The organism is Pseudonocardia sp. N23 (genome assembly GCF_002583555.1).
GTDB lineage: Bacteria > Actinomycetota > Actinomycetes > Mycobacteriales > Pseudonocardiaceae > Pseudonocardia.
The window spans coordinates 65,671-89,663 of sequence record NZ_BEGX01000061.1 but is presented as its reverse complement, the minus strand read 5'-3'; the positions used below and the strand labels follow the sequence as shown (position 1 = coordinate 89,663).

Genomic DNA, 23,993 nt, shown 5'->3' with positions numbered 1-23,993 from the left:
ACGTCACGGAGGCCGGCCGCCGCACCGCAACGGTCGGCGTGTCAGCGCAGTTCCTGGATTCTGACCATGTTGCCAGCGGGGTCGCGGAACGCGCAGTCGCGCACGCCGTAGGGCTGCTCGGTGGGCTCCTGCACGACCTCGGCGTCGGTGGCCTGGACCTTGTCGAACGTCCCGTCGAGGTCCTTGGTGGCGAGCAGGACGCTGGCGTAGGTGCCCTTGGCCATCATCTCCTCGATGGCGCGCTTCTCCTCGTCGGTCAGGCCCGGGCTGGCCTGCGGCGGGTAGAGCACGATCGAGGTCGACTGGCCGACGGGCCCGACGGTGATCCAGCGCATGCCTTCGTAGCCGACGTCGAGGCGCACCTCGAAGCCGAGGGCGTCGCGGTAGAACGCGAGCGCGGCCTCCGGGTCGTTCTGCGGGAGGAAGCTGGAGTGGATGCTGATGTCCATGGCGGTCACGCTAGGGCCGCCCCGGCCGCCGGTGCTTCTCGATTCCTGACCGGTCTGGTGACCTGCTTGGACACGCACGGCACCATCCCGGCCGTCGCGTCGCCCTGTTCACGGCGGTAGACGCTCGGCGGCATGCCGACCAGCTCGGTGAACCGGGTGCTGAACGTGCCCAGCGAGGCGCAGCCGACGGCGAAGCACACCTCGGTGACGGTCATGTCGTCGCGGCGCAGCAACGACATGGCGCGCTCGATGCGCCGCGTCATGAGATAGCTGTACGGCGACTCGCCGTAGGCGCGGCGGAACTCGCGGCTGAGATGGCCCGCCGACATGTGCACGCCGCGGGCGAGGGCCTCTACGTCGAGCGGCTGGGCGTAGTCACGGTCGATCCGGTCGCGGACGCGACGCAGCCGTGCGAGGTCTCGAAGGCGGTCCGGGGACGATCCGGTATGCACCGTTGGTTCGGCCACGCGCCGATCGTGCCACGTCACGACGGTGGGTGTCGCCGCCTCGAACACTTCTTCGAACAGTGGGGCCCGCCCGCTGAGGCGACCCAGCGGGCGGGCCCGGTGTGGTGGAACCGCGCGGTCGCGGATCAGCCCGGGTTCGGCGGCTGGTCGACGAGCTGGGCGAGGTAGAGCTGCTCGCCGAGCTTGTCGATGAGCTCGAGGTTGGTCTCGATGTAGTCGATGTGGTGCTCCTCGTCGGCGAGGATCTCCTCGAAGAGGTTCGCCGTCGTGTGGTCGCCCTTGGAGCGGCACATGATTACGCCGGGGCGCAGCCGCTCGACGACCTCCAGCTCGACGGCCAGGTCGGACTGCAGCTGCTCGCGGACGGTCTGACCGATCCGCAGCTGGAAGATCCGCTGGTAGTTGGGCAGGCCTTCGAGGAAGAGGATACGGTCGGTGATCTTCTCCGCGTGCCGCATCTCGTCGATCGACTCCGCGCGCGTGTACGCCGCGAGCTTCGTGAGGCCCCAGTTCTGCTGCATCTTGGCGTGCAGGAAGTACTGGTTGATGGCCGTGAGTTCGCTGGTGAGCTGCTCGTTGAGCAGTGAGATGATCTCGGGGTCGCCTCGCATGTGGAGCAGGCTAGTCACCCGGAAATCGCACGGTCCGTGAAGGACCGACTACCCCGAACCTAGGCTGACCTTGCTGCCCGGGTGGCAACACCTAGGCAGTCATGGGTAGCTGCGACAGTTCCGACGGGCAGACCGCCGCCGCCAGGAACACGTCGACCGTCTCGACGCAGCCGCCGCAGCCGGTGCCGGCGCCGCACGCGTCGCCGACGTCGTCGACCGTGCGCGCGCCACCGTCGATGCAGTCGAGCAGCTCCGTCTCGGTGACGGCTGCACAGATACACACGTACATGAGGTGACCCTTCGCGACGGTCAGGTAAGGCTATGTTCTCACCTGGACGGGCCGCGGGCAATACCCCTGACACACCCCGACACCGGACGCCACCACCACCACTCCCCTGCCCCGGCGTGTCACCGGCCTGCGCCTCTAGCCTGGCCACGTGCCCCTCGACGAGTACCGGCGCAAGCGCGACCGGGCGAAGACGCCCGAACCCGTCCCGCACGACGACCCGGTCGTCGACGGCTCCGACCACGACGGCGGCCGCTTCGTCGTCCAGGAGCACCACGCGAGCGCGCTGCACTGGGACGTCCGCCTCGAACGCGACGGTGTCCTCGTCTCCTGGGCGGTCCCCAAGGGCCTCCCCGTCGACACCGGGACGGTGCGGCTCGCGGTCCGCACCGAGGACCATCCGATGGAGTACCTGGACTTCTCCGGGGAGATCCCGGCCGGCGAGTACGGCGCCGGGACCATGACGATCTGGGACACCGGGACCTACGAGACGGAGAAGTGGTCGTCCCGCGAGGTCGCCGTCGTGCTGCGCGGCGAGCGGGCGCGGGGGCGGTTCGTGTTCGTGCGCAGCGACCGCGAGCGTCGCGACGGCTGGATCCTGCGGCGCTCGTCGAGCCCGGAGGACGACGGGCGCGATCCGCTCCCCCGCGAGGCCCTTCCGATGCTCGCCACTCCCGGCCCGCTGCCCGACGGCGACGGCTGGTGGCTGCAGATCGGGTTCGGCGGCCGGCGGGTGGTCGTGCGCGTCGACGGCGGCCGGGCCCGGTTCACCGACGCCGACGGTGCCGAGCTGGAGGCGCCCGCGCTGCGCGCCTTCGGGCCGTCGGTGGGAGCCACTCCCCTGCTCCTCGACGCCGAGCTCGTCGGCAACCCGCGCCGCGACGCCCGGCTCTGGATCGGGGACCTGCTGCACCTCGACGGCCGCGACACCCTCGACGTGCCGTTCGCCCGGCGCCGCGAGCTGCTCGAGGACCTCGACCTCACCGGCCCGGCCTGGCGCCTCGCCCCGGCCTACCCCGGGGCCGGGCAGGAGGTCGTCGACGCTGCCGCAGGACAGGGGCTCCCGGTGGTCGTCGCGAAGCGGGCTGACTCTCCGTACCGGCCCGGGAAGCACAGCGAGGACTGGGTGGAGGTCGCGACGACCGCCGCTCCCCCGGCATCCCCTCCTGCGCCTGCCCTTCGTGAGGGCGTCGGCAGAGCCCGGCTGACCAATCCCGACAAGGTCCTCTACCCGCTCACCGGGACGACGAAGGCGCAGGTCATGGGCCACTACGTCGCGGTGGCCGACGTGATGCTGCCGCACCTGCGTGACCGGCCCGTCACCATGGTCCGCTGGCCCGACGGGGTGGAGAAGCCGTCGTTCTTCGAGAAGGACGTGTCGCGGCACGCACCGTCGTGGGTGCGCACCGCGCGGGTCGGGACGCCGGGCGGCCGGTCGGAGTCGGCCGACTTCCCGCTGCTCGACGACGTCGAGGGCCTGGCCTGGGCGGCGAACCTCGCGGCGCTGGAGCTGCACGTGCGACAGTGGACGGTCGGGCCCCGCGGAGGGCGCAACGTGCCGGATCTCGTCGTGTTCGACCTCGACCCCGGCGAGGGGACGACGATCGTCGACTGCTGCCGGGTCGCCGAGCGCATCCTCGACCTGCTGGCCGACGACGGGCTCACCGCGTACCCGCGGACCAGCGGCAGCAAGGGCATGCAGCTCTACGTGCCGGTCACGGTGTCCGACGCCGAACGCACCGGTGAGTACGCGCGCGACGTCGCCGAGGCGCTGGCCGCCGACATGCCGCGGCGGGTCACCGCCGTGATGGCCAAGGTGCGCAGGCGGGGCAAGGTGTTCGTCGACTGGAGCCAGAACAGCCCCGCGAAGACGACGATCGCCAGCTACTCGCTGCGCGGGCGCGCCCGCCCGACCGTCGCGACGCCGGTGACGTGGGACGAGGTCCGCGCCTGCCGCGTGGCCGACGACCTCGTCTTCACCCTCGACGACCTCCCCGCCCGGCTCGCCGAGCACGGAGACCTGATGGCGCCGCTGCTGGCCGACGACCGTCCGAACCTGCCGCGGCGGCGAGGACACCCCTGACCCGAGTTCACCGGACGTCCACCGTGGCCTCGTCGCGGTCGACGGGTCCCGGCTGGCAGGCTGGCGGTGTGTCCCGCCACCCCTATCTCGACGGGCCCTACCCGCGCGCCTACGCCCACCGCGGCTGGCACGTCGGTGAGCTGGCCGGCTGCGAGAACACGCTCGCGGCGTTCCACCGCGCCGCCGACGAGGGCTTCGGCTACCTGGAGATGGACGTCCACGCGAGCGTCGACGGGGTCGTGATGGTCCACCACGACCGTTCCCTCGACCGCACCACCGACGGCCAGGGCCTGCTCGCCGCACTGCCGGCCGTGGAGATCGAGCGCGCGAACGTCGGCGGCAAGGAGCCGGTGCCGCGCCTGGAGCGGGTCCTCGCCGAGCTGCCCGACACCCGGATGACGATCGAGATCAAGTCCGCGGCCGCGGTGCTCCCGACACTCGCCGCCCTGGACCGGGCCGACGCCTGGCACCGGGTCTGCCTCGGCTCGTTCGACGAACGCTGGCTGCGGCAGGCCCGCGCCGCGGCGGGCGACCGGCTGATGACGTCGATGGCGCAGCTCTCGGCGTTCGGCCTGCGCGGCCGGGCGTGGCTGGACGCGCTGCCCGGGCCGCTGTCGTTGCTGGCCAGGGTGCCGCTGCTGCCACCCGTCCTCGGCGGGCTCGCACAGCTGCCACGCCGGTTCGGGGCGCTCACCGTCGTCGACGCGGCGCTGCTCGCCATCGCCCACGCCACCGAGCGTGAGGTCCACGTCTGGACCGTCGACACCGCCGACGAGATGGGCGAGCTGCTCGACATGGGCGTCGACGGCCTGCTCAGCGACCGCCCCGACCTGCTCCGCGACGTGCTGCAGAGCCGCGACGCGTGGGCCGGATGACCACCCGCGCGCCGTCTCCCAGGACGGCGCCGGAGGGGTCGCACGCCGCTACGCTGCGCGCGTGACCGCAGCCGTCCCGCTCGAGCCGTCCGCCCCGGCGCGGGTCCCCCGCCGCCAGGTGGTCGCATGGGGGCTGTGGGACTCGGGATCGTCGGCGTTCAACGCGGTCATCCTCACCTTCGTCTTCTCGGTGTACCTCACCGACTCCGTCGGCAAGGACCTGCCGGGGTCGGTCAGCGCGAACAGCTGGCTGGGCTGGTCGCTGGGCGTCTCCGGGCTGTTCATCGCCCTGCTCGCGCCGATCATCGGGCAGCGCGCCGACGGCGGCCGGCGCAAGCTGTCGGTCGGGATCTGGACCGCGGTGACGGTCGCGGCGATGGCGGCGATGGTCGCGGTCAGGAACGACTACCACTACCTGTGGCTCGGCCTGGTCCTGCTCGCGATCGGGTCGGTCTGCTTCGAGCTCGCGTCCGTGTCCTACAACGCGCTGCTCCGCCAGGTGTCGACTCCCGCGACGATCGGCCGCGTCTCCGGTTTCGGCTGGTCGATGGGCTACTTCGGCGGCATCGTCCTGCTGCTGGTCGTCTACGTCGGGCTCATCGCGGGCGACGGCGGCGCGCTCGGGGTCAGCACCGAGGGCGGCCTGAACATCCGGCTCGTAGGGCTCGTGGCCGCGGTGTGGTTCGCGGCGTTCGCCATCCCGTTGTTCCTGACCGTGCCCGAGCCACCTGCCCGCGCCCGCGAGGTGCGCCTGGGCGTCCTCGCGTCGTACAGGCGGTTGTTCGCAGACCTGCGCGACCTCTACCGGCACGCGCCGCACACCGTCTACTTCCTGGGCGCGAGCGCGCTGTTCCGCGACGGTCTCGCCGCGATCTTCACCTTCGGCGCCGTCCTCGCGGTGACGGTCTACGGCATCGACCCGGGCGACGTGCTGATCTTCGGTGTCGCGGCCAACGTCGTGTCGGCCCTGGGCGCACTGACGGCGGGCTGGGTCGACGACCGGATCGGCCCCAAGGGCGTGGTGATGGGGTCGCTGGTCGGGCTGCTGCTGTTCGGAACGACCCTGGGCCTGCTGTCGGGGCCGACCGCGTTCTGGGTCTTCGGGCTGGGCCTGTGCCTGTTCGTGGGTCCGGCGCAGGCGTCGGCCCGGACCTACATGGCCTGGCTGGCCCCGCCCGGGCGGGAGGCCCAGCTGTTCGGTCTCTACGCGACGACCGGCCGGGCGGTCTCGTTCCTCGCGCCGACGCTCGTCGGGGCCTTCACGTTCTGGTTCGGCTCCGACCGCGCGGGCATCGTCGGCATCCTCGCGGTGCTCCTGCTGGGGCTGATCGCGATGTGGAAGGTGCGTCCGCCGGTGCGGGACCGGGACGGTGCTCCGGCCCCCGATGTCACGGCCTCGTGACCGCCGGATCAGCCTCGGTAACCGCACATTTCGGCAACGTGAACAAGTGACCGAACGAGGGTGAGCTAAGTCACATCTGGCTGACGCGTCACAACTGCGTGTGTCAGTGCGTCGGATAGTGGACACTCTGCTGTCGGGGCGTCCGGAATCAGGCGACGGTCAACAGTGACCGACACCTGTACGGGCGCCCGTCGATTGGGAATGAACGCCTGTGGCGGTGACGTTACACCGCGTGGCAGGAACGCAACGTCGAGGGATTCCGTTCCCTCGGCTTGAGGACGGGAGGGTGACGCATGGCCGACCGCGTGCTCCGTGGCAGCCGGCTCGGGGCTGTCAGCTACGAGACCGACCGCAACCACGATCTCGCACCGCGGCAGATCGTCCGCTATGTGTCCCCGAACGGCCACGAGTTCGAGGTGCCGTTCGCGAATGACGCTGAGGCTCCCGCGACCTGGGAGTCTCCTCAGGGTGGCCTCGGTAAGCGGGTCGACGGGTCCGAGCCGGAGCAGAAGAAGACCAAGCCGCCGCGCACCCATTGGGACATGCTCCTCGAGCGTCGTTCGCTGGGTGAGCTCGAGGAGCTGCTCTCCGAGCGCCTCGAGCTGCTGCGCGAGCGGCGCGCAGAGATCGCCTGACATCGCGCTCGCCCGTCAGGGCGAGCCGGTGCGGCGACCGCAGCGGAACGAAGCCGGAGCCGGGCCACCTCCCGTGGGGCCCGGCTCCGGCTTTTCCGTGTCCGCCGTGGATCGCGTGCTCGCGAGACGACGCAGCGCTCAGGCGGGTGTCGAGGAGCGGCGGAACCGTCGGAACCGGTGCTGCAGTCCCCACGACGCGATCCGGTGCAGCGCCTCGAACATCACCGCGGTGCTCATCTTCGACGCGCCCAACTCACGCTCGGTGAACGTGATCGGTACCTCGCGCACCCGGAACCCGGCCTGCAACGCGCGCCACGCCATGTCGACCTGGAAGCAGTAGCCCGTCGACGCGACCGTCGCGATGTCGAGTTCCTCCAGCACCTGACGGCGGAACGCCCGGTAGCCGCCGGTGATGTCCTTGACCGGTGCGCCCAGCGCCAGCCGCGCGTAGACGTTCGCTCCGCGCGAGAGCACCTGGCGGTGCGCCGGCCAGTTCACGACGCGCCCGCCCGGCACGTAGCGCGACCCCAGCACGAGGTCAGCTCCCCCGCCGGAGTCCAGGGCCGCGAGCAGCTCCGGCAGGTCCTCCGGAGCGTGCGAACCGTCGGCGTCCATCTCGACGATCACCTGGTACGGCCCGGCGAGGGCGAGCCCGAACCCGGCGACGTAGGCCGCGCCCAGCCCGGCCTTCTCGGTGCGGTGCAGGACCTTCACGCGCTCGTCGGCGGCCGCCATCTCGTCGGCGATCTCACCGGTGCCGTCCGGGCTGCCGTCGTCGACGACCAGGACGTCCGCGTCGGGTACCGCGGCGTGGACCCGCTTCACGATCAGGGCGATGTTCTCGCGCTCCTGATACGTGGGGATCACCACGAGCACCGGCCCGGCGGGCTCAGCCATGTCCGTCCTCTCGTGCGGCGGGGGCCACGTCGTGCGGTCCTCCCGTTGCGGTCCGGGCGCGCCGCGAGCGGATGACCGCGGCGGCGATGGCCAGGACGCCGACAGCGGTCAGCACCCACTCGGGAGCCGACCGCAGTCGGGTGGCAAGCGTAGTCGTGTGCTCCAGCACGGTTCGATCGACCAGGACTCCCGGCACGAACTGCCCGGTACGTGCGGTCACCGTGCCGTCCGGGCTGATGGTGGCCGAGACCCCCGACGTCGTCGCCACGATCACCGAGCGGTCGTGCTCGACGGCCCGCACCCGCGACATCGCCATCTGCTGGTAGGTCATCTCCGACAGCCCGAACGTCGCGTTGTTGCTGGGCACCGCGAGCATCGTCGCGCCGGCGTCGACACTGTCGTCGACGAGGTCGTCGAACGCGATCTCCCAGCAGATCGCGACGCCCACCTGCACCCCGGCCATGTCGACGACGCCCGCGCCCGGGCCGGGCACGAAGTTGCCCGCCCGGTCGACGTAGGAGGAGAACAGCCGGAAGAACGACCGCCAGGGCATGTACTCGCCGAACGGCATGACGCGGCGCTTGTCGGTGCGTTCCACGACGCCCGCGCCCGCCTCCCAGACCAGCGCCGAGTTCGACGTCGTCGTGCCGTCGGGGTTGACCAGGACGGCGCCGACGAGGATCGGGGCCTTGATCGCGGTGGCGGCCTGGTCGATCCGGTCGGCGGCGTCGGGGTTGCGCAGCGGGTCGATGTCGGAGGAGTTCTCCGGCCAGATGACGATGTCGGGCTGCGGCTGACGGCCCGTGGCGACGTCGGCGGCCAGCTGCTCGGTCACGCTGACGTGGTTGTCGAGGACAGCGCGGCGCTGGGAGTTGAAGTCCAGTCCCAGGCGCGGCACGTTGCCCTGGATCGCGGCGACGACCGTCGTCGACGACGGTCCGGAGCTGGAGACGGGGACCAGCATTGACAGTGGGCCGGACGCGATCGCCACGACCAGCAGCACCGCGGACCACACCGCGGAACGCCGGTGCTCCGCGAGCAGGCGCGCCGTCTCCGCGATCGCGAGGCCGGCGAGCACCGTCACGAAGCCGAGGATCTCCACCCCGCCGACCGATGCGACGGGCAGCAGTGGGCTGTCGGCCTGGCCGAACCCGATGCGTCCCCACGGGAACCCGCCGAACGGGACCCGGCTGCGGACGGCCTCCCCCGCGATCCACACCGCCGCCGCCCACAACGGGCCGGCCGGCAGCGTCGACACCCGGGCCATACCTGCGGCGGCGGCGCCCATGAACAGCGCCTCGGCCACCGACAGCGCGATCCACGGCAGCGCGCCGACGTAACCGCCCGTCCAGTGCAGCAGCGGCAGCAGGAAACCGAGGCCGAACACGAACCCCAGCAGGAAACCCGCCCAGGCCCGGCGACCCCGCAGCACCGCGCCCAGCAGCACGAACGCGAGCGGGGCGAGCCACCACAGCGTCCGGGGCGGGAAGCTCGCGTAGAGCAGGACGCCCGCGCTCGCGGCGACGACCAGGCGTGCCAGCGAGTCGAGGCGGGTCCGGCGGCGTGACGGGGCGGGCGGGTCGGACGCCGGCCCGGCGGTCACGGTGGGTGCGGCCACGCGGTGAGCCTACGGCCCGGCCACGTGGGGCGAGGATGAGGTCGGCGCCGGGTTCACGCCGCCGCGGACAGACCGGCGAGCAGGTGCGCGTTGCCGAGGGCGTCGAGCACGCCCGGGGCGCCGTTGCGGACGAACCACTCGTAGCCGTAGGCGGGCGCGAGGTCGGCGGGCAGGTGCTCCGGACCGATCTGCGACGAGTGCGCGGCGATCGCGTCGCGCTTGATCTGCAGGTGCCGCTCGTCGCCGGCGACGGCGAGGGTGATCTCGGCGGTGGTGCGGCCGAACGCGACCTGCGCGGAGCGGGCGGCGCCGTGGACGAGGTGGCCGTCCGGGGCGGCGAGGTGCAGGTGCTCGCGGTCGACGGTCATGCGGTAGCTGGTGGCCCCGACCAGGTCGGCGGCGATGGCGCCGATGGTGTGGGACATGCGGTGGTCCGGGTGGCCGTAGATGCCGGCCTCGTCGTCGTAGATCAGGGTGTCGGCGCCCTCGGCGTCGGCGATCTCGGCGATGCGGCCGGCGAGCGCGAGCGGCTCGGCTCCGGCAAGGGCCAGCGGGTGCCGGGTGCTGGCCCAGCCCGGGAGGCCGGAGTCGCGGCGGCCCAGGAGCACGAGCCGGTCGACACCCAGCAGCTCGGCGGAGCGCTCGAGCTCGGTGGTGCGGCGGTGGGCGATGGTCTCGCCGGTGCCGAGGCCGACGCGGGACTCGCCCATGTCGCCGTTGGTGGCCATGACGAGGACGACGCGGGCGCCGGCGTCGGCGAGGCGGCGGAGCGTGATGCCCGTGAAGATCGACTCGTCGTCGGGGTGGGCGTGAAGGGCGAGGACTGTGTGACCGGTGAGGTCGGGGGTGCGGATCATCGGAGGCTCGCAGGGTGTGAGGTACCGCGTCGGCGGCAGGGTGGACTGGTCCGGGAGGTCAGCTGCAACTACAGACAGCGACAACAGCCCGGACAGCAGGCGCCCTGGGGGCGAGTGCTCGTCCACGTGTTCACGAGGAAGATTCTGGCACAGCGCCAGGCACCGACGGAGTGGGGTTCACCCCACGAAACCGCAGGTGGGGTCAGCCCCCGGCGAGCGGCACGCGACCGTCGCCGGCGAGCGCGTCGAACACCGTGCGGCCACGCTGGACGGTCCGCAGACAGCGACCGACGGCACCGTCGGCCGCGTCGCCGGCGGTCGGGTCGCCGTCCCACAGCGCGAGCCCCGCCGGTGCGCCTGCGACGATCCGTCCCGCCGACGGGTCGGTGCTGCGTGCCGCGTGGTGCCCGCCGGTGACGTGCGCGGCGAACGCCACGCCGGCGTCGACACCGCTGCCCGGGGTGCGGTGCGCCGCGGCGGCGCGCACCGCACCCCACGGGTCGAGCGCGGTCACCGGGGAGTCCGACCCGAACGCCAGTACCACTCCGGCGGCGTGCAGGGCCGCGTACGGGTTCATCCCCGCCGCCCGCTCGGCGCCCAGCCGCGCCGCGTACAGGCGGTCGGTGCCGCCCCAGGCCGCGTCGAAGGCCGGTTGGACGCTGGCGACGACGCCGAGGTCGGCCAGCAGCGCCATCCTGTCGGGGTCGGGCATCTCGAGGTGCTCGATGCGGTGGCGGGCGTCGCGGACCATCTGCACGGGAACGGCGTCGGCCGAGGCGACGAGTCCGTCGAGGACGCGGTCGATCGCGGCGTCGCCGATGGCGTGGAACCCGGCCTGCACCCCGGCCGCCGAGCAGGCCACCAGGTGTGCGGCCACGGCGTCCGCGGAGACGAACGTCCGCCCGCAGTGGTCGGCGTCGACGTACGGGGAACGCAGCGCCGCGGTGCGCGAGCCCAGCGAGCCGTCGACGAACAGGTCCCCGGCCAGCCCGTGGGCACCCGTCGCGGCCAGCAGTGCCCGCGCGTCACGTGCACTGTCCACGGCCTCACCCCAGTAGCCGACGACGTCGACCCCGGCGTCGGCCATCAGCAGCGCGGCGAGGTCCTCGCGCCCGGACACCAGCGGGCCCGCGCACTCGTGGACGGTGCCGATCCCCGCGCGGGCCGCCGCGGCGAGGAACGAGCGCTGTGCCCGGTCGCGCTGGTCGCGCTGGTCGCGCCCGACAGTCGCGAGGGCGGCGCGGCGGACGTGGTGGTGCGCGTCGGCCGACAACGGCCCCGATCCCGACCAGCCCGCGGCGTCGACGGCGTCGCGGGCCCGGTCGACCAGCGCCGAGGACACCAGCGCGGAGTGCACGTCGACCCGCGTGAGGTAGGTGGGGCGCCCGCCGGCGGCGCGGTCGATCGCGGCGCGCGAGGGCAGGGTGGGGTCGGCCCAGTCGTCCTCGGCCCAGCCGTGCCCCCACACGACGTCACCGGCCTGGACCGAGGCGTGCGCGGCGAGTGCGTCGAGGAGCTGGGCGGCGCTGCGACACGACCCGAGGTCCAGCCCGTCGAGCAGCAGGCCCGACGACGTGGCGTGGACGTGGGCGTCGACGAACGTCGGCGTCAGGGTCGTCCCCGGCACGTCGAGGACCTGCGCCCCCGCGGCCCGACCGGCCGCGCCGGCCGCCGGACCCACCCAGGTGATGGTGTCGCCGTCGGTCTCGACGGCGGCCGGCCCGTCGACGGACGGGCCTGCCGGATCAAGGATCCGGACACCGACGAGCAGGCTGCGCACGGACCCAGGTCTACCCGACGGGTCGTGCGGCGCCGCCGACCGCCCCCCGCGGACGGCGGCGCCGGGGTAGTCACCAGCCGCGACGCGGCATGAGCACCCACAGCACGAGGTAGATGACGAACTGGGGGCCGGGCAGCAGGCAGGACAGCAGGAACAGCAGGCGGACCGTGCCCACGCTCCAGCCGAAGCGGTCGGCGAGCCCTGCACACACGCCCGCGATCATCCGGCCGTGCTCCGGGCGGGTCAGGGTGGCGGTGGTGGTCACTGGTGCTCCTTCCGGTGCGGCGTGTCTCGCCGTCTGACATCCACTCTCGCGTCGCGGAGGGCCACTTCCCTCGGGGAAGGCCCGGAGACCGACCCGGACTTCACCCCGAGCTGTCCACATGCGTGCGACCGGTCCACAGGTCGTCGCGACGCAGCCGCTCCGGGCCGTCCCCGGCCGTAGCGTCCGCCGGGTGATCGACTTCCGCTCCGGCCTGCGGGTCTGCGTCGTGTTCATCGTGTCGGGGGTCGTCGCGGCGGCCGTCGGGGGCGCACCCGCCGCGGCCGACCCGCCCGCGGCCGTCGTCGCCCTCGGGGACAGCACCGCGTCCGGCGAGGGTGCGGGCGACTACGAGGCCGGCACCCGCGGTGAGGGCGGCAACTTCTGTCACCGCTCCCCCGCCGCCTACGTGCACCGCAGCGGCCTCGCGCCTGTGTCGGTCAACCTCGCCTGCTCCGGCGCCGACACCGCAGCGGTCCGGTCCGGCCCCGGTTCACAGACGGCCCGGCTCGGGGACCTCGCCCGCGAACACCGGGTGACGACGGTGACCCTGCAGGTCGGCTCCAACGACGACGTCGCCCTCACCGCCGTCCTGGCCGGCTGCATCCAGGCGTTCGTCGACCCGCGGCAGGGCCCGTGCCGCGACGCGGTCGTCGCCGGCTGGCCCGCCCGGCTGGCGGCGACCGTGCCGAAGGTGGAGGCCGCCGTCGCCGACGTCCGCTCGGTCTTGCGCGACGCCGGGTACTCCGACGACGGCTACGTCCTCGTCCTGCTCTCCTACGCCTCACCGGTCACCGAGCGGATGGGCCGTCTCCACGGTGCCCGCGGCTGCCCCTACCACCGGGCCGACGCCGGCTGGGCCCGCACCGTCGCGCTGCCGGACCTGTCGGCCGCTCTGGCCGGCGTCGCCGCCCGCAGCGGCGCCCGGTTCCTCGACCTCTCCCGCGCCACCGAGGGCCGGGAGGCCTGCAGCCGCGACGACCCGTCGGTGGAGTGGCAGCGCCGGCTCACCGTCGAGCCCGGGGCCCTGCGGCACGGGCACCTGGGTGCCCTCGGGATGCCGCTGGTGCAGGAGTCGTTCCACCCGAACGCCGCCGGACACGCAGCCATCGGCCGGTGCCTCGGCGAGTTCGTGCGCAGCGGCGCCGCGGCGGCGTCGTGCCTGCCGACCGCCGACGGAACGCTCAGTCCAGGACGACCAGATCCCGCGGCCGCGAGTTGAGCCGCTCGCAGCCCGTCCCCGTGACGACGACGATGTCCTCGATCCGGGCACCCCAGGACCCGTCGAGGTAGATTCCCGGCTCCACGCTGAACGCCATGCCGGGCTCCAGCGCCAACGCGTTCCCGCCGACGATGTAGGGATCCTCGTGCACGTCCAGGCCGATGCCGTGGCCGGTGCGGTGCACGAACCGCTCCCCGAACCCGGCGGCGGTGATGGGCTCGCGCGCTGCGGCGTCGACCTGCTCGGCCGTCACCCCAGGCTTCACCGAGGCCACCGAGCGCTCCTGGGCGTCCTGCAGCACCGCGTAGGTCTCGGCCACCTCCGCCGACGGGGCGGCGCCGCAGGCATACGTGCGCGTCGAGTCGGAGTAGTACCCGCCGGGCAGCGGACCGCCGATGTCGATCACGACGACGTCGCCGCGCTCGACGACGCGGTCGGACACGTCGTGGTGCGGGCTCGCGCCGTTGGGGCCGGACCCGACGATGACGAACGCCGCGCTGGTGTGGCCCTCCTCGACGATCGCGGTCGTGATGTCGGCCCCGATCTCGGCCTCGGTGCGGCCCGGGCGCAGGAACTGCCCCATGCGGGCGTGCACCCTGTCGATCGCCGCACCGGCCTCGCGCAGCTGCGCGACCTCGGCGGCGTCCTTGCGCATCCGCAGCTCACGGATCACCGGACCGGCGAGGCGCTGGGTGACGTCGGGCAGCGCGTCGCGCACCCCGAACACGTGCACCGCGGGCATGGTGTCGGCCACCGCGACCCGCGTCGGTCCGCCCGCGAGGTCGCTGACCAGCAGGTACGGGTCCTCACCGTCGGTCCAGGTGACGACGTCGATGCCCAGCTCCTCCAGCGGCAGCCCGGCGTACCCGGGCGCCTCGAGCTTGGGCACGACGATCGCGGGCGGCGCCCGGTGCCCGGCCGCGGGCACGACCAGACAGGTCAGCCGCTCGTGGGACTCGCCGTCGGCACCGACGAGGTACCGCAGGTCGGTGCCAGGGGTGATCAGCAGCAGGTCGACGCCCTGGTCGGCGGCGACCTCGCCCGCGCGGCGGAGCCGGTCGGCGAGCAGCTCGGTGGGGACGGCCGGAGTCATGGGCCCAGCCTATTCCGCTACGCGACGTGGTCGGTGCGGGCCGGTCCGGGCAGCGTGCCGCCGGATGGAGGCGCGGGGCCGGGGAGTCGCCGGACCTGGCAAGCTGCCCCCCGTGACGCCGCCGCCCCCGACGCTGATGCTCCTCGACGCCGCGAGCATGTACTTCCGCGCCTACTACGGGGTGCCGGAGTCGATCACCGCTCCGGACGGCACACCGGTCAACGCGATCCGCGGGTTCACCGACATGGTCGCCAGGCTGGTGTCCGAGCGGAAGCCGACCCGGCTCGTCGCCTGCCTCGACCTCGACTGGCGGCCCCGGTTCCGGGTGGAGGCACTGCCGTCGTACAAGGCCCACCGGATCGCGGGCGGCGAGCCCGACACCGCGCCCTACGGCGTCCCCGAGGAGGTGCCCGACACGCTCGCCCCGCAGGTCCCGATCCTGCTGGAGGTGCTGGCGGCGGCGGGGATCGCCGTCGCCGGGGCGAAGGGGTACGAGGCCGACGACGTCATCGGCACGCTGGCGGCGCGGGAGCGCACGGACGCGGTGTCGGTGGTCAGCGGCGACCGGGACCTCATGCAGGTCGTACGCGAGGAGCCGACCCCGGTCCGGCTCATCTACGTGGGTCGCGGGCTGGCGAAGGCCGAGACGATGGGCCCGGCCGAGGTCGCGGCGAAGTACGGCGTGCCCGTCGATCGGGCCGGCGAGGCGTACGCGGAGATGGCGATGCTGCGCGGCGACCCCTCCGACGGCCTGCCCGGCGTTCCCGGGGTGGGCGCGAAGACGGCGGCGACGCTCGTCAGCAGGTTCTCCTCGTGGCACGAGCTGCGCGACGCGGTGATCGACACCGACGACAAGCGGCTCACGCCACCGGTTCGGGCCAAGCTGGCGGCCGCCGCGCCGTACCTGGCGGTCGTCGAGCCCGTGGTGCGGGTGGCGCGGGACGCACAGGTCGACTTCTTCGGCGACGACGACGTGCTGCCCGCGGAGCCGGTCGACCCGGACCGGCTCACAGAGCTGGCATCGACGTGGGGGCTCGCGGGTTCGGTCGACCGGCTGGTGGCCGCGCTGAAGCGCTGAGCAGCGGCGGCCTCGCCGGATCGGTGGACCGAGCTCGGCCGGCCGGACGGTGTGACCGTCAGACCCTGCCGACCTCGAAGTTGCCGCTGCTGCTGGTGACCCGGACCGGGATCTGGGTGTTCGGCTCGCCGTCGACGGTCGCGGAGCAGGTGAAGGTGTCGCCCTCCTTGACCGCGCGGTCGGCGGGGCAGGTCACGGCGGAGACCTGATGGCCGTAGTCGGTGGTGAGGACGCGTTCGACACCGGTCTGCAGCCCGGCCTGGTCGAACACCCGCGTCACGACGAAACCCGGCTTCCAGAACAGCAGGACCGCCGCGACGCCGAGCAGTACGACGACCACTCCGACGATGATCCACGGCATGGCGCTGCGCTTGCGGGGCGTGCCGGCCGTCGGGCCACCCTGCTGCTGCCAAGGCTGTTGCTGTTGCTGCTGGGCCCAGCCCGCGGTGGAGCCTGCGACCTGTGAGCCCCAGGGCGCCTGCTGGCCCTCCGGCTGCGGCGTCCAGGGCTGCTGCTGGGCCTGCTGGTCGCCCTGGCCCCAGGCTCCGGTGCCGGCGGCGCCCCACGCGGGCTGCTGCTGACCGCCCCACTGCTGCTCGGCGCCGGGCAGCTGAGCCGTCGACTGCTGTGCCTGCTGGCCCGTCTGGCCGCTCTGCCCCCACGCCGGCGCGGCCTCGTCGGTCTGCTTCTGCGTGCCGCCCGAGAGGTGCTGGGTCGCGCCGGCGTCGAAGCCCGACGCCGTGTCACCGGTGCCGGCCTGGCTCTGTGCCGCACCGGCTGCGGGGTCGGCCGATGCCGCCCACGGGGAGCCGGTACCGGCGTACTGGGTGCCGGCGTCGGCGGCCGCCCCCCACTGGGGTGCCGTCTGGGGCGGAGCCTGGGGTGCCGTCGCGGGTTCGCCCTGCGTTTGGTCCGGTGTCCCCGGCTGGGCCCAGGCTCCGGTGCCGGCGGGCTGCGCCCACTGTTGCGGGGCGCCTTGCGGCGGCTGCTGCGGCCACTGACCGGGCGGTGCCTGTGGCGGGACCTGGCCCGGCTGCTGCCAGCCCGGCTGCACCCACTGGCCGCGCTGCGCGTCCCACACCGGCTGGGCCTGCCCGGCCCACTGCTGCTGTCCCTGCTGGGCGTACTGCCCCGGCGCGCCGTACGGGGCCTGCTGCGCGCCGTACTGGGCTGCCTGCGGGTCGTACTGCTGCTGGCCGTACTGCTGCTGGCCGTACTGGGCCTGCTGCTGCGGCGCCTGCTGCTGGCCCCAGCCCCCGGTCGCTCCGCCCTCGGCGGTCTCTCCCCGCACCTCGCCCTGCGCGACCTCACCCTGCGCAGGCTGCCCCCACTGGGGAGCGGCCTGCTGGTCGGCAGGCGGCTGGTCGGCCGGGGACTGGTCGGCCGGCGGTGGGGCCGGCGTCTGCTGCGCAGGGGTCTCCCGCTCCGCGGCCTGTGCCTGCGCGGGGTCCTGCTTCCGCAACGAGGGGGTCTGCGCGTGCAGGACGTTCGTCGACTCGGTCCCGGACACGGCCTGCTCCCCCGCCGCGGGGTCGGCCGGTGCGGACGGGTCACGGGTTCCGGCGGTGGCGTCCGAGGCCGACGCGGGCGGCTGCGCCGAGGAGGACTGCTCGGCCGGCGCGTCGGCGCCGCCCCGCTCCGCGTCGTCGCCGCTGTGCGGGGGATTGCTCATGGGGAACCTTCCTCGTCGCGACCGTGCCTCGTGCCCGTACCGCCGGGGCGTGACCCGGCGATCAAAGCACAGTGGCCTGTGACCCGGCAGGACCGGGCGAACCGGCCGACCCGGACCACCTGTCCGGGCCTGCCGCGCCACCGCACCGGGTGCGCCACCACCGCTCCTACACCACCCCGGCCGCCACGACACCGCGCCGGACCGAGGCCGCCGCCTCCTTGGCGACCTTCCCGAACGGCGTGGACCGGCCGACGACGCCGGCGATCTGGTCGAGGAGGTCGAGCACCTGGCGGCACCAGCGGACGAAGTCGCCCGCCGAGAGCTCGTGGCCGTTCTGCTCCGCGGCGGCGAGGACCTGCGCCAGCGACTCCCCGCGCGCCCACCGGTGCACCGGCCAGGCGAACCCCAGGTCGGGCTCGCGGGTGCGGTCGATGTGGTGGCGACGCTCGTCGGCCTCCAGGTCGGCCCACAGCCGGACCGTGTCGGCCAGTGCGTCCGACACCGGACCGGTGGGCACCCGCGGGACGGGGCCGTTGTCGCGGCGCGACTCGTACACCAGCGCGGACACGACCGCAGCCAGCTCGGGCGGGGCGAGGTTCTCCCACACCCCGTGGCGCAGGCACTCGGCGGCCAGCAGGTCCGACTCGCCCCACAGCCGGGCGAGCCGCTCGCCGTGCTCGGTGACCGCCGACTCGCCGTCGGCGTCCGGCACGATGTAGTCGCGCTCCGCCAGCAGCGACCGGATGCGGTCGAACGAGCGGGCCAGCGAGTGCGTGGTGGCCCGCACCTTCTGGCGCAGCTGCTCGGTGTCGCGGGCCAGCCGGTGGTGGCGCTCGCCCCAGCGGGCGTGGGCCTCGCGGTCGTCGCAGCCGTGGCAGGGGTGGGCGCGCAGAGCGCGGCGCAGCGTGGCGAGCTCTGGATCGTCGTGGGCGTTGCCGCTGCGCCGCCGCGACGGGGCCGGGGCCTGGATGCCGGTGTTGCGCAGCGTCGACGCCAGGTCGCGGCGACCGCGCGGTGAGCGGAAGTCGATGTTGCGGGGCAGCCGGATGTGGCCGAGTGCCGCGACGGGCGTCGGGAAGTCGGCCGTCGAGAGCCGCCCCGCCCACCGGTCCTCCGACAGCACCAGCGGGCGCGGGTCGTCGTCGCCGTCGGCACCGGGGTCGATGACGAGCGCCAGGCCGGACCGCTTGCCGGAGGGGACGGCGATCACGTCGCCGGGGCGCAGTGCGCGCAGCGCTGCGGCGGAGGCGTCGCGCCGGTCGGCAGCACCCTGGCGCGACAGGGACTTCTCCCGGTCGGCCACCTTGCGGCGCAGCTCGGCGTACCCGGCGAAGTCGCCCAGGTGGCACTGCATCGACGCCGCGTACCCGGCGAGGGCCTCGTCGTTGCGTTCGATGCGCCGGGCCAGCCCGACGACGGACCGGTCGGCCTGGAACTGGCCGAACGACATCTCCAGCAGCTCGCGGGCGCGCTGCACGCCGAGCCGGGCGACGAGGTTGACGGCCATGTTGTAACCGGGCCGGAAGGAGCTGCGCAGCGGATAGGTGCGGGTCGAGGCGAGGCCTCCGACCCGTTCGGGATCGACCCCCGGCTGCCAGACGACGACGGCATGGCCCTCGACGTCGATCCCTCGGCGCCCGGCGCGTCCCGTGAGCTGGGTGTACTCCCCCGGCGTCAGCTCGACGTGGGCCTCGCCGTTGTACTTGACGAGGCGTTCGAGGACGACGGTGCGGGCCGGCATGTTGATGCCCAGCGCGAGGGTCTCGGTGGCGAACACGCACCGGACGAGGCCCTTGACGAACAGTTCCTCGACGGTCTCCTTGAACGCCGGGAGCATGCCGGCGTGGTGGGCGGCGATGCCGCGTTCGAGGGCCTCGCGCCACTCCCAGTAGCCGAGGACGCCCAGGTCGGCCTGCGGGAGGTCGCCGGTGTGCCGCTCGATGATGCTGCGGATCTCGGGGACCTCGTCCTCGGTGGTGAGCCGCAGACCGGACCGCACGCACTGGCCGACGGCGGCGTCGCAGCCGTTGCGGGAGAACACGAACGTGATGGCGGGCAGCAGACCGTTGCGGTCGAGCCGGTCGATGACGGTGGTGCGCGACGGCGGCCGGAACCCGACGCGGCGGGGCGGCGGCGCCCCGCGGCTGCGCCGGCCCCGGTCCCATACCGCGGTGGAGGACTGCCGGTCGAGCTCGCGGGTCTGGCGCAGGAGGTCGGGGTCGACGCGGAGCTCCGCGCCCGGCGTCTCGGTGCCGCCGGTCTGGGTGAACAGGTCGAGCATCCGGTTGCCGACCATCATGTGCTGCCAGAGCGGGACGGGCCGGTGCTCGTCGACGACGACGGTGGTGTCACCGCGGACGGTGACCAGCCAGTCGCCGAACTCCTCGGCGTTGGACACCGTGGCCGACAGGCTGACCAGGGCGACGTGCTCGGGGAGCTGGAGGATGACCTCCTCCCAGACGGCGCCGCGGAAGCGGTCGGCCAGGTAGTGCACCTCGTCCATGACGACGTAGCCGAGCTGTTCGAGGTTGCGCGACCCGGCATAGATCATGTTGCGCAGGACCTCGGTGGTCATGACGACGACCTGCGCGTCGCCGTTGACCGAGGTGTCACCGGTGAGCAGCCCGACGGCGGACTCGCCGTGCCGGGCGACCAGGTCGGCGTACTTCTGGTTGGAAAGGGCCTTGATCGGCGTGGTGTAGAAGCACTTGAGGCCCTGGGCGAGCGCCAGGTGGACGGCGAACTCGCCGACGACGGTCTTGCCGGCGCCGGTGGGGGCGCAGACGAGGACGCCGTGCCCCCCTTCCAACGCATCGCACGCGGCGCGCTGGAAACCGTCGAGCTCGAAGGGCAGGCTGTCGGCGAACTCGGTCAGCCGAGGACGGGCGACGCGGGACTTCGCTGCGGCATACGCCTCAGCCGGACTGCTGGACACGTCCCCAGGCTGTCACATCTCACCGACGATCTCCGCCGGGACGCTCAGGTGACGTCGTCGAGGCTCTGCGGGCGCGGCTCCGGGGTGGCGGCCGGGTCCGCGCTGGGGGTGACGGGCGCCGGGGCGTCGATCCGGCTGGGCGAGGTGTCGATGGGCGACGGTTCGTCGGGATCCCAGCTGTCCCAGCCCTCGGCGGCGCGTTTGCGGGCCTTGCCGCGGTCGTGGATCCGGGCGAGCTGGATGGCGAACTCGAACAGGATCGTCAGCGCGGCGGCGAGTGCCGTCATCGAGATGGGGTCCTGGCCGGGCGTGGCGATCGCGGCGAACACGAACAGGCCGAAGATCAGCCCGCGCCGCCACCTGCGCAGCTTGTCGTAGGTGAGGATGCCGACCCGGTTGAGCATGACGACCAGCAGCGGCAGCTCGAAGCTCACCCCGAAGATGAGCAGCAGGGAGATGACGAACCCGAAGTAGGAGTCGCCCGTCAGCGCGGTCGTCTGCACCTCGCTGCCGATGGTGAGCAGGAACGCCAGGCCCTGCGACACGACGAGGTAGGCGAGGACGGCGCCGGCGGCGAAGAGCACCGCGGCGACGGAGACGAAGGTCAGCGCGAACTTGCGCTCCTTCGCGTAGAGGCCGGGGGTGATGAACGACCACAGCTGGTAGAGCCACACCGGGCAGGCCAGGACGATCCCGGCCGTGGTGCCGACCTTGAGCCGCAGCATGAACTGGTCGAACGGGCCGGTGCCGAGCAGCGTGCAGGAGCCGTTGGCGGTGAACACGGCGCGCGAGGAGTCCGGCAGCGAGCAGTAGGGCTCCTTGAGGAGCTCACCGAGGCTCGGGATGCCGAACATGGCGACCTCGAACCAGATGTAGCCGAAGACCGTGGTCACGAGGATCGCGAGGATGGAGATCGCGAGGCGTCGACGCAGCTCGTAGAGGTGCTCGATGAGCGTCATCGTGCCGTCGGGGTTGACCGTCCGACGGCGACGCGGGAGGAACCTGGCCACCTGCGGGGTCAGCCGGTGGTGTCGGTGCGCCCCTGGGTGCCGGGCGCCGGCGTGGCGTCGCCCGCCGGGGGTGTCGACGGCGGGGGCAGCTGCGCGGGCGGCGGGGTCACGGTCGTGCCCTTCGCCTTCGCCTCGGCCTCGTCGTCGTTCTTCATGCCCTTCATCTCACCCTTGAACACCCGGGCGGACTGGCCGACGGAGCGGGCCATGTCCGGGAGCTTCTTCGCGCCGAAGAGCAGCACCAGGACACCGATGATGATGACGATCTCCCAGCCGCCGAGGCTGCCCATGGGTGTGGTCCTTCCGGTGTGGTGCAGAGAGCGTTACCGGGGCCGACGGTACCCGACGTCGCCGGTCAGCGGTTCGGCGTCCCCGGGCGCGACCGGGTGGCCTGCACTGCGGCGATGATCGGCCCGGTGGCCGCGGCGATGCCGGTGCGCAGGGACCCGGCGTCGCGGGCGAGGCGGCGCAGCCGGGCGCCGAGGGAGAGTGCGAGCACGACCATCGTCAACAGGCCGACGCCGGCAAGCGCGACGGCGACCCAGTAGGCGGGGTTCATGGAGTCCTTCCGGCGGAGCGGTGTGCGGGAGCCACGGGGACATCGGCGGTGGCGAGGGCAGCGGCGGCCCGGGCGGCGACGGCGTCGCCGAGCTCGGGCGGTTCCACGACCCGGGCTCCGCCGCCGAGGCCGAGGACGAGCCGCACCAGCCAGCCCGGGTCGGCGTAGCGCAGGCTGACGGTGGCCCGGCCGTCGCCCGAGGGGTCCTCGACGACCTCCTCGACCGGGTAGTACTCGGCGAGCCAGCGGGCCTCGGGCTGCAGCTCGAGCACGGCGGTGCGGTGGTCGTCGCGGGCGGTGAACACCCCGTCGGAGACGTCGGTGGGTTCGGCGCCGGGTGGTGGGGCGGCGGGTACGTCGAGCTCCTCGACGTCCTCGACGCGGTCGAGCCGGAACATCCGCACACCCTCGGCGCTGCGACACCACGCCTCGAGGTAGCCACGACCCTCGACGAGCAGCAGCCGCATCGGGTCGATCGTCCGGCGTGACACCGCGTCGCGTCCCGCCGTGTAGTAGGTGATCCGCAGGGCGTGGCCGCGTTCGAGGGCGCCGCGCACCGCGGCGCTGGTGGCCTGCTCCTCCGGGGAGAGCTCGACGGCGACGCCGGTGAGGCCGGCGTCGCCGACCGCCTTCTCGATCTTGAGGGTGGCGCGCCGGACCGCGGCGGTGTCGACGATCCCGGGCACGTCGCCCAACGACCGCAGCGCGACGAGCAGGGCGGTGGCCTCCGCCGTGGTGAGCCGCACCGGGCGGCGCATCCCGGCGTCCTCGGTGACGGTGACGGTGTCGCCTGCGAACGAGAGGTCGACCAGGTCGCCCGGGCCGTACCCGGGCAGCCCGCACATCCAGAGCAGTTCGAGGTCGCGGCGCAGCTGGCGCTCGGTGGTGCCGAAGTCGGCGGCGGCCTCGGCGATCCGCACCCCCGGCCGGGCCAGCAGGTACGGGACCAGCGACAACAGCCGTGGCAGGCGTTCGGCGATCCCGCTCATGTCCGCGCCGACTCGGGCGTCTCGTGCACGGCGGCGGCGGCCTTCCACCGGTCGCGGACCGCGGCGGCCAGCTCGGGCGGGTCGAGGACGACGACGTCGGGGCCGTGCCCGGCGAGCCAGCGGGCGACGATGTCGACGCTGCGCAGCTCCAGCTCGAGCTCCTCCCCCGCCCGTCCGTCGTGCTCGCGGGTGGCCACGACGTGGCCGAGGCGGCGCAGGCCGTGCGCGTGCCCGGACGGGATCCAGATGCGGGCGGTCCCGGTGGCGGGGCCGTGGTCGAACCCGGCCTTGACCCGGGCCAGCAGGTCGACACCGTCGGGGACGGTGACCGCGCCGGCCGGGCCGATCGGGGTGACGGGCTCGAGGATGCGGGAGATGCGGAAGGAGCGGACGGCGTCGCGGCTGCGGTCGTGCCCGACGAGGTACCAGCGGCCGCGCCAGGACACGATCCCCCAGGGTTCGACGGTGCGGCGCACGACCTCACCGGTGGGGCCGCCGCGGCGGTGGTCGAACGTGACGGCGCGCCCTGCCTGGACGGCGGCCATGAGCGGGGCGAACGCGGGGTCGGTGGCGCGCACCCTCGGCTGCACAGGACCGCCGGACTCGTCGACGTCGATCCCCGCGGCCCGCAGCTTGACCAGGGCCCCGTGCGCGGCGCCGGAGAGCTCCGGGGAGTCCCAGAGCCGGGCGGCCAGCGCGACGGCGGCGGCTTCCTCGGTGTCGAGGTCGATCTCGCCGAGCTCGTAGTCCTGGCGGGCGATCCGGTAGCCGTCGGCGGTGTCGAACGTGGAACGCCGCCCGGTCTCCAGTGGGATGCCGAGCTCGCGCAGCTCCGTCTTGTCGCGCTCGAACATCCGGAAGAACGCCTCGTCGCTGGGGGCGTCGGCGTAGCCGGGCACGGTGTCGCGGATGCGTTCGGCCGACAGGTACTGCCGGGTCGAGAGCAGGCAGAGGACCAGGTTGACCAGTCGCTCTGCACGTGCGGCGGACACGTCGGCATCGTACGGCCGCCGGTCCGGGCCGGTGCCGCGACGTGCGGGAACGGTCACATCCGCATCCACGAACCGCCCCGGCGGGTATGCGGCACAGGGAAGTCGTCGCTCCCTGGCATGACCTCGCAGCTGTCCGACGGCCCCGTGACGGGGTGCCGTGGCGACCGTGAGGGTGCACTCGGCGACGTCCGACCGGGCGACGTCGGACCGGTGGCGGGCCC

At 73.6% G+C, this 23,993-nt stretch carries 23 protein-coding genes; 6 read left to right on the top strand and 17 right to left on the bottom strand.

Annotated elements, in window-relative coordinates; translation table 11 throughout:
- Positions 1–41 precede the first annotated feature (41 nt).
- The 4 genes from TOK_RS18540 to TOK_RS18525 all read right to left on the bottom strand — a co-directional run bounded on the left by TOK_RS18540 (position 42) and on the right by TOK_RS18525 (position 1,816).
- Complete coding sequence (locus TOK_RS18540) at positions 42–449, bottom strand: VOC family protein (protein WP_098959331.1); 408 nt, start codon at positions 447–449, stop codon at positions 42–44.
- A gap of 5 nt (positions 450–454) precedes the next feature.
- Positions 455–916 carry a helix-turn-helix transcriptional regulator gene (locus TOK_RS18535; protein WP_253258471.1) on the bottom strand — a complete coding sequence of 154 codons (462 nt, stop codon included), beginning with the start codon at positions 914–916 and terminating at the stop codon, positions 455–457.
- A gap of 125 nt (positions 917–1,041) precedes the next feature.
- Positions 1,042–1,527: a bacterioferritin gene (gene bfr / locus TOK_RS18530; protein ID WP_098959210.1), complete on the bottom strand. Its 486-nt coding sequence runs from the start codon at positions 1,525–1,527 to the stop codon at positions 1,042–1,044.
- Positions 1,528–1,618: 91 nt separating this feature from the next.
- A complete protein-coding gene (locus TOK_RS18525; protein ID WP_098959209.1) occupies positions 1,619–1,816 on the bottom strand; it encodes a bacterioferritin-associated ferredoxin in 198 nt (65 codons plus the stop codon).
- A 148-nt stretch (positions 1,817–1,964) separates the two neighbouring features.
- On the opposite strand from TOK_RS18525, the gene ligD reads away from it, so the two are divergent.
- The 4 genes from ligD to TOK_RS18505 all read left to right on the top strand — a co-directional run bounded on the left by ligD (position 1,965) and on the right by TOK_RS18505 (position 6,808).
- A complete protein-coding gene (gene ligD, locus TOK_RS35065; RefSeq protein ID WP_216362009.1) occupies positions 1,965–3,896 on the top strand; it encodes a non-homologous end-joining DNA ligase in 1,932 nt (643 codons plus the stop codon).
- A 68-nt stretch (positions 3,897–3,964) separates the two neighbouring features.
- On the top strand, positions 3,965–4,771 hold the full coding sequence (locus tag TOK_RS18515; RefSeq protein ID WP_098959330.1) for a glycerophosphodiester phosphodiesterase family protein: 807 nt from the start codon (positions 3,965–3,967) through the stop codon (positions 4,769–4,771).
- 61 nt (positions 4,772–4,832) lie between these two features.
- Positions 4,833–6,173: an MFS transporter gene (locus TOK_RS18510; protein WP_098959208.1), complete on the top strand. Its 1,341-nt coding sequence runs from the start codon at positions 4,833–4,835 to the stop codon at positions 6,171–6,173.
- A gap of 293 nt (positions 6,174–6,466) precedes the next feature.
- Positions 6,467–6,808 (top strand): RNA polymerase-binding protein RbpA, encoded by a 342-nt coding sequence (locus TOK_RS18505; protein WP_098959207.1) that lies wholly within the window; start codon positions 6,467–6,469, stop codon positions 6,806–6,808.
- A 138-nt stretch (positions 6,809–6,946) separates the two neighbouring features.
- Here the strand turns inward: TOK_RS18505 and TOK_RS18500 are convergent, their stop codons facing one another.
- From TOK_RS18500 to TOK_RS18480, 5 genes are all read right to left on the bottom strand, one after another.
- Positions 6,947–7,705, bottom strand: a complete 759-nt coding sequence (locus TOK_RS18500; protein ID WP_098959206.1) for a polyprenol monophosphomannose synthase — start codon at positions 7,703–7,705, stop codon at positions 6,947–6,949.
- On the bottom strand, positions 7,698–9,323 hold the full coding sequence (lnt, locus tag TOK_RS18495; RefSeq protein WP_098959205.1) for an apolipoprotein N-acyltransferase: 1,626 nt from the start codon (positions 9,321–9,323) through the stop codon (positions 7,698–7,700). The genes TOK_RS18500 and lnt overlap by 8 nt, the downstream gene beginning before the upstream one ends.
- A gap of 53 nt (positions 9,324–9,376) precedes the next feature.
- Positions 9,377–10,180 carry a PIG-L deacetylase family protein gene (locus tag TOK_RS18490; protein ID WP_098959204.1) on the bottom strand — a complete coding sequence of 268 codons (804 nt, stop codon included), beginning with the start codon at positions 10,178–10,180 and terminating at the stop codon, positions 9,377–9,379.
- 202 nt (positions 10,181–10,382) lie between these two features.
- The gene (locus tag TOK_RS18485) at positions 10,383–11,960 is read right to left on the bottom strand and encodes an amidohydrolase (RefSeq protein ID WP_098959203.1); all 1,578 of its coding nucleotides are present in this window, start codon (positions 11,958–11,960) and stop codon (positions 10,383–10,385) included.
- A gap of 70 nt (positions 11,961–12,030) precedes the next feature.
- On the bottom strand, positions 12,031–12,225 hold the full coding sequence (locus tag TOK_RS18480) for a PspC domain-containing protein (RefSeq protein ID WP_172457634.1): 195 nt from the start codon (positions 12,223–12,225) through the stop codon (positions 12,031–12,033).
- A 190-nt stretch (positions 12,226–12,415) separates the two neighbouring features.
- On the opposite strand from TOK_RS18480, the gene TOK_RS18475 reads away from it, so the two are divergent.
- Positions 12,416–13,444, top strand: coding sequence for a GDSL-type esterase/lipase family protein (locus tag TOK_RS18475; protein ID WP_253258470.1), 1,029 nt, complete (start codon positions 12,416–12,418; stop codon positions 13,442–13,444).
- Here the strand turns inward: TOK_RS18475 and TOK_RS18470 are convergent.
- Positions 13,407–14,537: a Xaa-Pro peptidase family protein gene (locus TOK_RS18470; protein ID WP_098959201.1), complete on the bottom strand. Its 1,131-nt coding sequence runs from the start codon at positions 14,535–14,537 to the stop codon at positions 13,407–13,409. The two genes, TOK_RS18475 and TOK_RS18470, sit on opposite strands and share 38 nt — an antisense overlap.
- A 136-nt stretch (positions 14,538–14,673) precedes the next feature.
- On the opposite strand from TOK_RS18470, the gene TOK_RS18465 reads away from it, so the two are divergent.
- Entirely contained in the window at positions 14,674–15,615 is a 942-nt protein-coding gene (locus tag TOK_RS18465; RefSeq protein ID WP_098959328.1) for a 5'-3' exonuclease H3TH domain-containing protein, read from the top strand.
- A 58-nt stretch (positions 15,616–15,673) separates the two neighbouring features.
- Here the strand turns inward: TOK_RS18465 and TOK_RS18460 are convergent, their stop codons facing one another.
- From TOK_RS18460 to TOK_RS18430, 7 genes are all read right to left on the bottom strand, one after another.
- Positions 15,674–17,287 carry a DUF4333 domain-containing protein gene (locus TOK_RS18460; protein WP_098959200.1) on the bottom strand — a complete coding sequence of 538 codons (1,614 nt, stop codon included), beginning with the start codon at positions 17,285–17,287 and terminating at the stop codon, positions 15,674–15,676.
- Between the two features lie 166 nt (positions 17,288–17,453).
- Positions 17,454–20,222 carry an RNA helicase gene (locus TOK_RS18455; protein ID WP_098959199.1) on the bottom strand — a complete coding sequence of 923 codons (2,769 nt, stop codon included), beginning with the start codon at positions 20,220–20,222 and terminating at the stop codon, positions 17,454–17,456.
- Between the two features lie 44 nt (positions 20,223–20,266).
- Complete coding sequence (gene tatC / locus TOK_RS18450; protein WP_098959327.1) at positions 20,267–21,181, bottom strand: twin-arginine translocase subunit TatC; 915 nt, start codon at positions 21,179–21,181, stop codon at positions 20,267–20,269.
- A gap of 59 nt (positions 21,182–21,240) precedes the next feature.
- A complete protein-coding gene (tatA, locus tag TOK_RS34725; protein WP_098959197.1) occupies positions 21,241–21,522 on the bottom strand; it encodes a Sec-independent protein translocase subunit TatA in 282 nt (93 codons plus the stop codon).
- 65 nt (positions 21,523–21,587) lie between these two features.
- Positions 21,588–21,791 (bottom strand): hypothetical protein, encoded by a 204-nt coding sequence (locus tag TOK_RS18440; protein WP_098959195.1) that lies wholly within the window; start codon positions 21,789–21,791, stop codon positions 21,588–21,590.
- Positions 21,788–22,780 carry a YafY family protein gene (locus TOK_RS18435; protein ID WP_098959194.1) on the bottom strand — a complete coding sequence of 331 codons (993 nt, stop codon included), beginning with the start codon at positions 22,778–22,780 and terminating at the stop codon, positions 21,788–21,790. The genes TOK_RS18440 and TOK_RS18435 overlap by 4 nt, the downstream gene beginning before the upstream one ends.
- A complete protein-coding gene (locus tag TOK_RS18430) occupies positions 22,777–23,772 on the bottom strand; it encodes a YafY family protein (RefSeq protein ID WP_098959326.1) in 996 nt (331 codons plus the stop codon). Before TOK_RS18430 ends, TOK_RS18435 begins: the two co-directional genes overlap by 4 nt.
- Positions 23,773–23,993: the final 221 nt, after the last annotated feature.